Source organism: Mycobacterium sp. 155 (assembly GCF_000373905.1).
In the GTDB taxonomy this organism is placed as follows: domain Bacteria; phylum Actinomycetota; class Actinomycetes; order Mycobacteriales; family Mycobacteriaceae; genus Mycobacterium.
In genome coordinates, this window is the sequence record NZ_KB892705.1 from 2047430 (window position 1) to 2060267 (window position 12838).

Below are 12838 nucleotides of genomic sequence, written 5' to 3' on the forward strand. Positions count from 1 at the left end.
TTACCCGCGTGATTTCCAAACTCCTGGTGGCCAACCGCGGCGAGATCGCGATTCGTGCGTTTCGTGCGGCGACCGAGATGAACATTGCCACGGTAGCGGTTTATCCGTATGAGGACCGCAATTCGTTGCATCGACTCAAGGCGGACGAGTCGTATCAGATCGGGGAGACCGGCCATCCGGTTCGGGCTTATCTGTCGGTGGACGAGATCATCCGGGTCGCCCGCCACGCGGGGGCCGACGCGGTGTATCCGGGCTACGGGTTCCTGTCGGAGAATCCAGAGCTGGCTTCGGCGTGTGCGGAGGCGGGGATCACGTTCGTCGGCCCGTCGGCTGAGGTGCTGGAGTTGACGGGTAACAAGGCCCGCGCGATCGCCGCGGCGCGGATGGCGGGGTTGCCGGTGTTGGCGTCCTCGGAGCCGTCGGCGTCGGTGGAGGAGTTGGTTGCGGCGGCCGCGGGTATGCAGTTCCCGTTGTTCGTCAAGGCCGTCTCCGGTGGTGGTGGTCGTGGTATGCGCCGGGTGAGTGATCTGGCCGCGTTGCCCGAAGCCATCGAGGCTGCCAGCCGTGAGGCCGAGTCTGCGTTCGGTGATCCGATGGTCTATCTGGAGCAGGCGGTGATCAATCCCCGCCACATCGAGGTGCAGATCCTCGCCGACACGCAGGGCAACGTGATCCATCTTTTCGAGCGCGACTGCAGTGTGCAGCGGCGTCACCAGAAGGTGATCGAACTGGCGCCGGCGCCGAACCTGGACCCTGCGGTGCGGGAGCGGATTTGTGCTGATGCGGTGGCGTTGGCGCGGCAGATCGGCTATTCGTGTGCGGGCACCATCGAATTCCTGCTCGATGAGCGCGGGCATCACGTGTTCATCGAGTGCAATCCGCGGATTCAGGTGGAGCACACGGTGACCGAGGAGATCACCGATGTGGACCTGGTGGCCTCCCAATTGCGGATTGCGGCCGGGGAATCGCTGGAAGATCTTGGGCTGAGTCAGGATTCGGTGCGTATTCGCGGGGCGGCGTTGCAGTGCCGGATCACCACGGAGGATCCGGCCAACGGGTTCCGTCCGGACACCGGTCGGATCACGGCGTATCGGTCGCCGGGTGGTGCGGGTGTCCGCCTGGACGGTGGTACCCACACCGGTGCGGATATCGGGGCGCATTTCGATTCGATGCTGGTCAAGCTGACGTGTCGGGGCCGGGATTTCGCGACAGCGGTGGTGCGTGCTCGGCGTGCCCTGGCAGAGTTCCGGATTCGTGGCGTGTCGACGAATATCCCGTTTTTGATGGCGGTGCTCGACGATCCGGATTTCCGGGCCGGTCGGGTCAACACGTCGTTCATCGATGAGCGTCCGCAGCTTCTCACGGCGCACACCCCGGCTGACCGGGGCACCAAGATCCTCAACTATCTGGCCGACGTGACGGTCAACAAGCCGCATGGGCAGCGGCCGTCGACGGTGTACCCGAACGACAAGCTTCCGGTGCTGGACTTGGCGGCGGTTCCGCCGTCGGGGTCCAAGCAGCGGCTGACCGATTTGGGGCCCGAGGGGTTCGCGCGCTGGATGCGCGACAGCCCGGCGCTGGGGGTGACCGATACGACGTTCCGGGATGCACATCAGTCCTTGCTGGCGACCCGGTTGCGTACGTCGGGGTTGTTGAGGGTGGCACCGTATGTGGCCCGGATGATGCCGCAGCTGCTTTCGATCGAGTGCTGGGGTGGTGCGACTTACGATGTGGCGCTTCGCTTTTTGAAAGAGGATCCGTGGCAGCGGTTGGCTGCTCTGCGCGAGGCCGTGCCCAACATCTGTTTGCAGATGCTGCTGCGGGGCCGTAACACCGTCGGCTACACGCCGTATCCGGAGTTGGTGACGTCGGCGTTCGTCGAAGAGGCCGCCGCGACCGGCATGGACATCTTCCGGATCTTCGACGCGCTCAACAATGTGGACTCGATGCGCCCGGCGATCGATGCGGTGCGTGAAACCGGTACGGCCGTCGCCGAAGTCGCGATGTCCTACACCGGTGATCTGTCGGATCCGGGGGAGAACCTCTACACCCTGGACTATTACCTGAGGCTCGCCGAGCAGATCGTCGATGCCGGGGCACATGTGCTGGCTATCAAGGACATGGCGGGGTTGTTGCGTCCGCAGGCTGCCGCGGCGCTGGTGTCGGCGTTGCGGTCGCGGTTCGATCTGCCGGTGCATGTGCACACCCACGACACCCCGGGTGGTCAGCTGGCGACGTATCTGGCGGCCTGGCAGGCGGGTGCGTCCGCGGTGGACGGCGCAGCCGCCCCGTTGGCGGGGACCACGAGCCAGCCGGCGCTGTCGGCGATCGTTGCCGCGACCGCGCATACCCCCTACGACACCGGTCTGTCGCTGAGTGCGGTGTGCGATCTGGAGCCGTACTGGGAAGCGTTGCGAAAGGTGTACGCACCGTTCGAGTCCGGCCTGCCGGGGCCGACCGGGCGGGTGTATCACCACGAGATTCCGGGCGGGCAGTTGAGCAATCTGCGCCAGCAGGCTATCGCGCTGGGGCTGGGCGATCGCTTCGAGGATGTCGAAAACGCCTATGCCGGCGCTGACCGCGTGCTGGGCCGGCTGATCAAGGTCACTCCGTCGAGCAAGGTCGTCGGGGACTTGGCGCTGGCCCTGGTCGGTGCGGGTGTGACGGCCGACGAATTCGCCGCGGACCCGGCGAAGTACGACATCCCCGACAGTGTGATCGGTTTCCTGCGTGGCGAACTCGGTGATCCTGCCGGCGGTTGGCCGGAACCGTTGCGCACCAAGGCGTTGGCCGGGCGGGGGCCGGCCAAGCCCGAGCAGCAGCTCTCTGCCGCCGACGAAGCCCTGCTGGCCACGCCGGGGCCGATACGTCAGGCTGCCCTGAATCGTCTGCTGTTCCCCGGGCCCACACGGGAATTCGAGGAGCATCGCGAAGAGTACGGCGACACCTCCCGGCTGAGCGCCAACCAGTTCTTCTACGGGCTGCGCCAAGGGGAAGAGCATCGCGTGCAATTGGGACGCGGCGTGGAACTGCTCATCGGTCTCGAAGCCATCTCAGATGCCGACGAACGTGGGATGCGTACGGTGTTGTGCATTCTCAACGGGCAGTTGCGTCCGGTCCTGGTGCGCGACCGCAGCATTGCCAGCGACGTTCCGGCCGCAGAGAAGGCCGACCGCACCAATCCGGACCACGTGGCGGCCCCGTTTGCCGGTGTGGTGACCGTCAACGTCACTGCCGGCGATGCCGTGGAGGCCGGAGCGACCATCGCCACCATCGAGGCCATGAAGATGGAGGCCGCGATCACCGCGCCCAAGGCCGGAACCGTCTCCCGCGTCGCCGTCGCGCCGACTGCCCAGGTGGAGGGCGGCGACCTCCTGGTGGTGGTCGGTTCGGCGGGTAGGAGCGAAGCGACCGGGGGATCAACCTGACCCGCATCGTCTCCGGCCGCTACGGCGGGCGCCGCATCGCGGTGCCCGCCCGGGGCACCCGGCCGACTACGGACCGCGTGCGTGAGTCGTTGTTCAACGTGTTGGCAGCCCGTCTCGATCTCGCCGGCGTCGCCGTGCTCGACCTCTATGCGGGCTCGGGTGCCCTTGGGCTGGAAGCACTTTCGCGCGGCGCGGCATCAGCGTTGTTTGTCGAGTCAGATCGTCGGGCCGCCGCGGTCATTGCCGACAACATCGCTGCGCTGGGAGCGGCCGGAGCAACCGTGCGGTGCGCGCCGGTGACCGGCGTGCTGGCCGGTGCCGCGGCACGTCCGGTCGACCTGGTATTCGCCGACCCGCCTTACGAGGTTGCGGTCGCCGAGATGGAGGCGCTGGTGACCGCGTTGGTTGAGGGCGATTGGGTGCGACCGGGCGCCGTGATGGTCGTCGAGCGCGCGGCGTCGGGGCCTTTGGTGCGCTGGCCTGACGGCTGGGAGCCGTGGCGGGAGCGACGCTACGGAGACACCCGCGTGGAGTTCGCCGAATTCGCGTAGCGTGCTGCGTCATGAGTGGCGCCGTATGCCCAGGATCCTTCGACCCCGTCACCCTCGGCCACATCGACATCTTCGAACGTGCCGCAGCGCAGTTCGACGAGGTGGTCGTCGCGGTTCTGGTGAACCCCAGCAAGAAAGGGATGTTCGACCTCGACGAGCGCATCGCCATGATCGTCGAATCGACCGCGCACCTGCCGAACCTACGGGTCGAATCCGGGCAGGGCCTCGTGGTGGACTTCGTGAAATCGCGCGGGCTGACAGCCATCGTGAAAGGACTGCGAACCGGCACCGACTTCGAGTACGAGCTGCAGATGGCGCAGATGAACAAGCATGTGGCCGGGGTCGACACGTTCTTCGTCGCCACCACCCCGCAGTACTCGTTCGTGTCGTCATCGCTGGCCAAGGAGGTCGCCTCGCTCGGCGGCGATGTCTCGGAGTTGCTGCCTGGACCGGTCAACCGCCGGCTGCAGGCCAAACTGGCCGCGCGGTGAGTTCAGGGCGGGTCTACGGGGTGTTAGCAACGCCCGACAACCTGCTGGCGGCAGCGACACACCGACAATGCTCCGCAGTCACAGGGGTAACACCAGGCACACTGGTAACTAACAACGACGCCTGGAGGGTATAGCCGTGTACCGAGTTTTTGAAGCGCTCGACGAGCTGGGCGCTATCGTCGAAGAAGCGCGTGGCGTCCCCATGACCGCGGGCTGCGTGGTTCCACGCGGCGACGTCCTTGAGCTGATCGACGACATCAAGGACGCTATTCCCGGCGAACTCGACGACGCACAGGATGTGCTCGACGCACGGGATTCGCTGCTACGGGAGGCCAAAGAACACTCCGAGTCCGTGATGGCGAAGGTCAACGCCGACGCCGACGGCATGATCAACCATGCCAGATCCGAAGCGGACCGGCTGTTGGCCGACGCCAAGTCGCAGGCCGACAGGATGGTTGCTGAAGCTCGCCAGCACAGCGAACGAATGGTCGGCGAGGCGCGCGAGGAAGCCGCGCGGGTGAGCGCTGCGGCTAAGCGGGAATATGAGGCGAGCACCGGACGGGCCAAGGCCGAGGCCGATCGACTCATCGAAAGCGGCAACCTGTCCTACGAGAAGGCCGTCCAGGAGGGCATCAAGGAGCAGCAGCGGCTGGTGTCGCAGACGGAGATCGTCTCGACGGCAACCGCGGAGGCAAACCGCTTGGTCGATGCGGCACATGCCGAGGCTGACCGGCTGCGCGGCGAGTGCGACATCTACGTCGACAGCAAACTGGCTGAGTTCGAGGAGTTCCTCAACGGAACGCTGCGCTCGGTCGGCCGTGGCCGCCACCAGCTACGCACTGCAGCCGGGACGCACGACTACGCCACGCATTGATCCCCGTGGGCGGCCTAGGCGTTATTTTTAGCTGACAGGGGTCGCCGTAGGATTGCTGCATGGCGTCGCACGCAAACGTGGGGAGGCACCGCAATTCCCGGTCGCCGCTGGTCATCAACATCTCCCGACTTGGCCGGCGACCCGGCTCGATGATGACTCACCGCGAAACCGTGCCGAGCCCGGTTCGCATCGGTGTGGAACTCGTCGCTATCGAAGCGGGCGCACCACTTGAGCTGGACCTGCGGCTGGAATCCGTCTCAGAAGGTGTGCTGGTGACCGGAACGGTCGCTGCACCGACGGCAGGCGAGTGCGCCAGGTGCCTGATGCCGATCACCGGCGACATCGAGATCGACCTCACCGAACTGTTCGCCTACCCCGACAGCGCCACCGACGAGACCACGGAATCCGACGAGATGGGCCGGGTCATCGACGATTCCGTCGACCTTGAACAGCCCATCATCGACGCAGTCGGCCTGGGGCTGCCATTCTCCCCGCTGTGCAGGCCGGATTGCGTAGGACTGTGCCAGCAATGCGGCGTCCCGTTGGCTACCGCCGAACCCGGACACCACCACGAACAGCTCGATCCGCGGTGGGCGAAGTTGGCCGCGATGCTGCCGCCGGATGAGGATCAGCACCGCGCATGAGTTGTCAGCGAGAAGCGGAGCGCACCGCGCATGAGTTGTCAGCGAGAACATGAGTTGTCAGCGAGAAGCGGAGCGCACCGCGTATGAGGGGCCAGCGAGAAGCGGAGCGGATCGCGCATGAGTGAAGCGCATGCACAGCTGCTGGAGGCACTCGGGGTCGTGCTTCCCAGCGAATTGCTGACCATTGCGCTGACCCATCGCAGCTACTCATACGAACATGGCGGGCTACCCACCAACGAGCGGCTGGAATTCCTCGGCGATGCCGTGCTCGGGCTCACCATCACCGAGGAGCTGTATCACCGCCACCCGGACCGATCCGAAGGCGACCTGGCCAAGCTGCGGGCCAGCATCGTCAACACCCAGGCGCTGGCCGACGTCGGCCGTGGGCTCAGCGACGGCGGCCTCGGTGCCCATCTGTTTCTGGGCAAAGGGGAGGAGAACTCCGGTGGCGCTGACAAGTCGAGCATTCTCGCCGACGGTGTTGAATCCTTGCTCGGGGCAATCTATTTGGAGCACGGCCTCGATATCGTCCGAGAGGTGATCCTGCGGCTGTTCAGTGAACTGCTTGACACCGCACCGACTTTGGGTGCGGGTTTGGACTGGAAGAGCAGCCTGCAGGAGCTGACGGCTGCGCGGGCCTTGGGTGTGCCTGTCTACCTGGTCACCTCGACCGGTCCCGATCACGACAAGGAGTTCACCGCGACCGTGGTGGTCGGTGAGATCGAGTACGGCAGGGGAGTGGGCCGCACCAAGAAAGAAGCCGAACTCAAAGCTGCCGCGGCAGCCTGGCAGGCGCTCGACGATGGGTGATCGGTGCCCGAACTCCCCGAGGTAGAGGTCGTTCGGCGGGGGCTGCAGGAGCATGTCGCGGGCAAGACCATCACCGCGGTGCGGGTGCATCATCCGCGTGCGGTGCGCCGGCACGAGGCCGGCCCCGCCGATCTGACCGCCCGACTGCTCGATGTGCAGGTCACCGGTACGGGACGGCGCGGAAAGTACTTGTGGCTGACGCTTTCTGACGGGTCGGCGTTGGTCGTGCACCTCGGCATGAGTGGTCAAATGCTGTTGGGTCCCATCGCCGATAACCGGCATCTGCGGATCGCCGCCCTGCTCGACGACGGCACCGCGCTGAGTTTCGTGGACCAGCGGACGTTCGGAGGCTGGCAGTTGACCGACCTGGTCGAGGTCGACGGCTCTGAGGTGCCGCAGCCCGTCGCGCACATCGCCCGCGACCCGCTCGACCCCCGCTTCGATCGAGACGCCGTCGTTACGGTGTTGCGGCACAAGCATTCCGAGGTCAAGCGCCAACTGCTGGACCAGACTGTGGTGTCGGGCATCGGCAACATCTATGCCGACGAGGCGTTGTGGCGGACGAAGCTTCACGGGGCGCGGTTGTCGGCGTCGCTGCCGCGGACCCGGCTCGGCGAGTTGCTCGACGCGGCCGCCGCGGTGATGGGCGAAGCGCTGGCCCAGGGTGGCACGTCGTTCGATTCGCTCTATGTCAACGTCAACGGGCAATCCGGGTACTTTGCACGATCATTGGACGCCTACGGCCGGGAAGGGCAACCCTGCCGCCGGTGCGGCGCGGTGATGCACCGGGACAAGTTCATGAACCGATCGTCGTTCTACTGCCCGAAATGCCAGCCTCGCCCGCGAATTCGGGCGTAGGTCGGCGGTGATCAGCTCAGGACAGCCCGGGCAGGGAGGACAGACCGAGCGCATCGGTGGTGCACAGCTTCCAGTCACCGCTTTCCTTGCGGAAGTAGATGGTGCTGGTGTTGCCATTGACTTCGACCTTGGCCGTGGCCCGGTCGCCGTCGATCTTGATATCGCTGACCGTGGCTGATCCTGACGGGGCCTTGATCGTGGGCTTGGGCACGTTGATGCCGTACTTTTCCAAGCCGCTGCTGTCGATAGCGTCGAGAATCTTGCGGTCGCCCGCGCAGACGTACTTCTTCATGTCCGACATGCTGTTGCCGGAATTGCTGATGTTCTTGAGCAGTTGCCCGATTGCGCGCTCGTCACCAGAGGGCATCATCACGACGATCACGATGCCGATGATCACCACCAGAGCCAGCGCGGCCGCGGCGATCCCACCGAGGATCAGCACTTTGTGGTTGCTTCCGGCGGGCTGCGGCGGCATGCCGTAGCCGTAGGGCGGCTGGCCGTAGACGGGTGGGCCGTACTGGGGCACGCCGTACGGTGGGGCGCCGAATTGCGGCGGGCCGGGGTACTGCTGCGGACTCCCGTACTGCTGGGGCGGGCCGTACTGCTGAGGCGGCGGCTGCTGTGCCCACGGATCGGGCGGTCCAGACGGAAATGTCATCGTGCTCCTCGGCAGAACGGCGGTACGTCGAGTTTATCGTCCGCATCCCGCATCCCGTGGGTGCTGAGTCAGGCCGTCTCGCGGACGTGAGGAGCAAGACGTGAGGAGCAAAAGAGTGAAGGGGCCTTCCTGCGGGAACAGCCGATCGTCGCGGCGTGTAGAAATACCGCATGACCGAACTGTGGGTGGAACGCACCGGCGTGCGCCGCTACACCGGGCGCAGCTCCCGGGGGGCTGAGGTGTTGGTCGGCAGCGAGGACGTCGAGGGTGTGTTCACCCCCGGCGAGCTGATGAAGATCGCCTTGGCGGCGTGCAGCGGGATGAGTAGTGATGGTCCGCTACGGCGCCGGCTCGGCGACGACTACGACGCAACCATCCGGGTCTCCGGGCCGCCTGACCGCGAGCAGGAGCGGTACCCGCTGCTCGCTGAGAAGCTCGAGGTGGACCTGTCCGGTCTCTCCGAGACCGAGGTGGCCAGGCTGTTGACGGTTGTCGAGCGGGCCATCGACCAGGTCTGCACTGTCGGCCGAACGTTGAAATCGGGCACCGAGGTGACCTTCGAGATTGTGGACAAGGTCACCACGGCGTGACCCGGCCGGAAGACCAGGTGCGGCTCAACGCTTGGGTGCACGGCCAGGTCCAGGGGGTGGGGTTCCGCTGGTGGACGCGCGCGCGAGCGCTGGAACTGGGCCTGACGGGGTTTGCCTCCAACCGGCCCGACGGCCGCGTCCACGTGGTGGTGCAAGGCCCGCGCGAGGGCTGTGAGCGACTCCTTGACCTACTGCAGAGCGGTCAGACTCCAGGTGTTGTGGACAACGTCGTCGTCGACTGGTCTGACGCGGGCACACCGATGACGGGCTTTCGCGAGCGGTAGCCGACTCGGCGGTAGGGTAAGTCGACGTGCACCTCAAGAGTCTGACGCTGAAGGGCTTCAAGTCCTTCGCTTCGCCGACGACTCTGCGCTTCGAGCCGGGCATCACCTGCGTCGTCGGCCCCAACGGGTCGGGTAAATCCAACGTCGTCGACGCCCTCACCTGGGTGATGGGCGAGCAGGGAGCCAAAACACTGCGCGGCGGCAAGATGGAAGACGTCATCTTCGCCGGCACCAGCTCACGGGCACCGCTGGGCCGCGCCGAGGTCACCCTGACCATCGACAACTCCGACAACGCGCTGCCGATCGAGTACTCCGAGGTGTCTATCACCCGCAGGATGTTTCGTGATGGTGCCGGTGAATACGAGATCAACGGCAGCAGTTGCCGGCTCATGGACGTTCAGGAGCTGCTCAGCGACTCCGGCATCGGCCGGGAAATGCACGTGATCGTCGGGCAGGGCAAGCTCGCGGAGATCCTGGAATCGCGGCCGGAGGATCGGCGTGCCTTCATCGAGGAAGCCGCCGGGGTGCTCAAGCACCGCAAACGCAAGGAAAAAGCGGTCCGCAAGCTCGACTCGATGGCCGCAAACCTGGCCCGGCTCACCGATCTGACCACCGAACTGCGCCGCCAGCTCAAGCCGCTGGGTCGCCAAGCCGAGATGGCCCGCCGCGCCGCAACCATCCAGGCCGATCTGCGCGACGCGCGGCTGCGGCTGGCAGCCGACGACTTGGTGACGCGGCGTGCCGAGTTCGAGAACACGAACCAGGCCGAGACGACGCTGCGCCGCGAGCATGAGATCGTCGCCGCGCGGCTGGAGGCGGCGACCGTCGAGCACGACGCCCACGAAACGGCCGTCGCCGAACTGACACGACGCGCCGAGGCCGCGCAGCAGACCTGGTTCCGTGCGTCGGCACTGGCCGAGCGAGTCAGCGCAACCGTGCGCATCGCCACCGACCGGGCCCAGTTGCTCGAGGCCGAGCCAGAGGTGTCTTCGGGGCGTGACCCCGAGGAACTGGAGGCTGAGGCCGAAGAGGTCGCCGAGCTCGAAATGGAGTTGCTCGGCGAACTGGAGATCTCGCGCATCGCCCTGGAGACCGCGCGGGCCGAGCTCGCCGACCGGGAACGCGTGGCCGCCGAGGCCGAGCGCGCCCATCTGGCCGCGGCCCGTGCCGAGGCCGACCGGCGTGAAGGACTGGCCCGGCTGGCCGGTCAGGTCGATACCACGCGCACGCGGGTCGAGTCGATCGACGAAGGCCTCGTGCGGCTTTCGGTCAACATCGAAGAGGCTGCCGCCCGGGTACAGCAGACCACGGCCGAGTTCGAAACCGTGCAGGGCCGCATCGGTCAACTCGACGCCGGAGAAGTGGGCTTGGACGATCACCACGATCGCACCACGACCGCGCTGCGCCTGGTCGACGAACGGGTCGCCGAACTACAAGCCGCCGAGCGCAGTGCCGAACGTCAGGTGGCCTCGTTGCTGGCCCGTATCGAGGCACTCTCGGTCGGGCTCGATCGTCGCGACGGTGCTGCCTGGTTGCAGAAAAACCGGAGCGGCTCAGGTCTTTTCGGTTCGATAGGCGAGTTCCTCAAAGTACGCGGCGGGTATGAGGTCGCTGTGGCGGCGGTGCTCGGGGCTGCTGCGGATGCCCTCGCCGCCGAAGACTTCGGTGCCGCGGCGTCTGCGGTTGCCGCACTCAAGGAATCCGACGGCGGCCGGGCTGCTCTGCTGATCGGTGACTGGCCCGCGAACGGCTCGGAGCCGGCGGTACCGCTACCCGACGGCGCGATCTGGGCAGCCGACGTGGTGACCGTTCCCGATCGGCTGCGGGGTGCGATCACCGCGATGCTGTCGGGCGTGGCCGTGGTGTCCGACATGCCGGCCGGGCTGCGCCTGGTCTCGGGGCGGCCCGAGTTGCGTGCGGTCACCGCCGACGGCGACCTGGTCGGTGCCGGTTGGGTGAGCGGGGGGTCTGACCGCAAGCCCAGCACGTTGGAGATCGCCGCGGAGATCGACAAGGCTCGCAATGAGCTCGAAGCAGCCGAGCGACAGACGGCAGAGCTGGCGGCCGCCCTCTCCGGCGCGTTGACCGAGCAGTCGTCGCGCCAGATGGCGGCCGAAGAGGCGCTGGCTGCCCTCAATGAGTCCGATACCGCGATCTCGGCGATCTACGAGCAGCTGGGCCGGCTCGGTCAGGACGCCCGTGCCGCCGAGGACGAGTGGCGGCGGTTGATCAAACAGCGCGACGAGCTGGAAGCCGGACGCACCAAGACAGTTGAAGAGTTGGTCGAACTCGAGGCTCGGTTGCGCGGGGCCGAACAAGTCCCGATGTTCGAGGCAGAACCGGTGGACCGGCAGGAGTCGGTGGTTGCCGCCGAGGCAGCTCGATCGGTCGAGGTGGAGGCCAGACTGGCCGTTCGTACGGCCGAGGAACGCGCGAATGCTGTTCGTGGACGAGCGGATTCACTGCGGCGCGCGGCCGCCGCCGAACGCGAAGCCAGGTTGCGGGCGCTGCGGGCGCGCGAGGCGCGCGAACATGCCGCCAAGGTCGCCGCGGCCGTCGCCGAGTCGGGACGTCTTGTGGCCCAACAGTTGAGCACCGTGGTGGCGGTGGCCTCCCGAGCCCGCGACGAGCTGGCCACCGAGCGTCAGATCCGCGCCTCCGCCCTTGCCAAAGCACGCGAAGAGGTCAGCGAGCTCGGCGCCAAGATCAACCAGTTGACCGATGCGCTGCACCGTGACGAAGTGGCGAAGGCCCAAGCCTCCCTTCGCATCGAACAGTTGGAAGCACAGGTGCTCGAGCAGTTCGGGATGCCGACGGCCGATCTGGTCGCCGAGTACGGACCACACGTGCCGCTACCGCCCACCGAGCTGGAGCTGGCCGAATACGAGCAGGCCCGGGAACGCGGCGAACAGGTCACGGCACCGGCGCCCATGCCGTTCGACCGTCCCACCCAGGAGCGCCGGGCCAAGAAGGCCGAGCGCGAGCTGACCGAGTTGGGGCGAGTAAACCCGTTGGCGTTGGAGGAGTTCGCCGCGCTGGAAGAGCGCTACAACTTCCTGTCCACGCAGCTTGAGGACGTCAAGGCGGCCCGGCAGGACCTTCTCGATGTCATCTCCGACGTCGACACCCGCATCCTGCAGGTGTTCACCGAGGCCTACGCCGATGTGGAGCGCGAATTCGAGCAGGTGTTCTCCACGCTCTTCCCCGGCGGGGAAGGCCGGCTGCTGCTGACCAATCCCGACGACATGCTCACCACCGGCATCGAGGTCGAGGCTCGCCCGCCGGGTAAGAAGATCAAGCGGCTTTCGCTGCTCTCCGGTGGCGAGAAGTCGCTGACCGCCGTGGCGATGCTGGTGGCGATCTTCCGGGCTCGCCCGTCGCCCTTCTACGTGATGGACGAGGTTGAGGCCGCCCTCGACGACGTCAACCTGCGCAGGCTGATCAGTCTGTTCGAGCAGCTACGGGAGCGTTCGCAGCTCATCGTGATCACCCATCAGAAGCCCACCATGGAGGTCGCCGACGCGCTCTACGGGGTGACCATGCGCGGTGACGGCATTACCACGGTGATCTCCCAGCGGATGCGCGGTCAGGAGCTGGTCGCCAACTCCGGTTGACCGCCGAGGCTTGCTCGGCCGTGGCCTTGGCGGGGC

11 protein-coding genes are annotated in these 12838 nt (G+C 66.5%); 10 read left to right on the top strand and 1 reads right to left on the bottom strand.

The features are described 5' to 3' along the window. The first annotated feature begins 8 nt into the window (after positions 1-8). From B133_RS0109660 to mutM, 7 genes are all read left to right on the top strand, one after another. Positions 9-3428, top strand: a complete 3420-nt coding sequence (locus B133_RS0109660) for a pyruvate carboxylase (RefSeq protein ID WP_018600735.1) — start codon at positions 9-11, stop codon at positions 3426-3428. Beyond that, positions 3425-3979 (top strand): 16S rRNA (guanine(966)-N(2))-methyltransferase RsmD, encoded by a 555-nt coding sequence (gene rsmD, locus B133_RS0109665; protein ID WP_081618207.1) that lies wholly within the window; start codon positions 3425-3427, stop codon positions 3977-3979. The genes B133_RS0109660 and rsmD overlap by 4 nt, the downstream gene beginning before the upstream one ends. An 11-nt stretch (positions 3980-3990) precedes the next feature. Then, positions 3991-4470, top strand: coding sequence for a pantetheine-phosphate adenylyltransferase (gene coaD, locus B133_RS0109670; RefSeq protein WP_018600737.1), 480 nt, complete (start codon positions 3991-3993; stop codon positions 4468-4470). Between the two features lie 136 nt (positions 4471-4606). After that, the gene (gene sepIVA / locus B133_RS0109675) at positions 4607-5344 is read left to right on the top strand and encodes a cell division protein SepIVA (RefSeq protein WP_018600738.1); all 738 of its coding nucleotides are present in this window, start codon (positions 4607-4609) and stop codon (positions 5342-5344) included. Positions 5345-5403: 59 nt separating this feature from the next. Next, entirely contained in the window at positions 5404-5988 is a 585-nt protein-coding gene (locus B133_RS0109680; protein ID WP_018600739.1) for a DUF177 domain-containing protein, read from the top strand. Positions 5989-6105: 117 nt separating this feature from the next. Next, the gene (gene rnc / locus B133_RS0109685; RefSeq protein ID WP_018600740.1) at positions 6106-6798 is read left to right on the top strand and encodes a ribonuclease III; all 693 of its coding nucleotides are present in this window, start codon (positions 6106-6108) and stop codon (positions 6796-6798) included. Positions 6799-6801: 3 nt separating this feature from the next. Further along, a complete protein-coding gene (gene mutM, locus B133_RS0109690) occupies positions 6802-7656 on the top strand; it encodes a bifunctional DNA-formamidopyrimidine glycosylase/DNA-(apurinic or apyrimidinic site) lyase (RefSeq protein ID WP_018600741.1) in 855 nt (284 codons plus the stop codon). 16 nt (positions 7657-7672) lie between these two features. Here the strand turns inward: mutM and B133_RS0109695 are convergent, their stop codons facing one another. Continuing rightward, entirely contained in the window at positions 7673-8314 is a 642-nt protein-coding gene (locus tag B133_RS0109695; RefSeq protein WP_232423280.1) for a hypothetical protein, read from the bottom strand. 170 nt (positions 8315-8484) lie between these two features. Here B133_RS0109695 and B133_RS0109700 point away from each other — a divergent pair, with 170 nt between their 5' ends. Genes B133_RS0109700 through smc form a run of 3 tightly spaced genes read left to right on the top strand, consistent with a single transcriptional unit; the run spans position 8485 to position 12802 of the window. Then, positions 8485-8904: an OsmC family protein gene (locus B133_RS0109700; RefSeq protein WP_018600743.1), complete on the top strand. Its 420-nt coding sequence runs from the start codon at positions 8485-8487 to the stop codon at positions 8902-8904. Then, the gene (locus B133_RS0109705; RefSeq protein ID WP_018600744.1) at positions 8901-9188 is read left to right on the top strand and encodes an acylphosphatase; all 288 of its coding nucleotides are present in this window, start codon (positions 8901-8903) and stop codon (positions 9186-9188) included. Before B133_RS0109700 ends, B133_RS0109705 begins: the two co-directional genes overlap by 4 nt. Positions 9189-9214: 26 nt before the next feature. Continuing rightward, complete coding sequence (gene smc, locus B133_RS0109710) at positions 9215-12802, top strand: chromosome segregation protein SMC (protein ID WP_018600745.1); 3588 nt, start codon at positions 9215-9217, stop codon at positions 12800-12802. Positions 12803-12838: the final 36 nt, after the last annotated feature.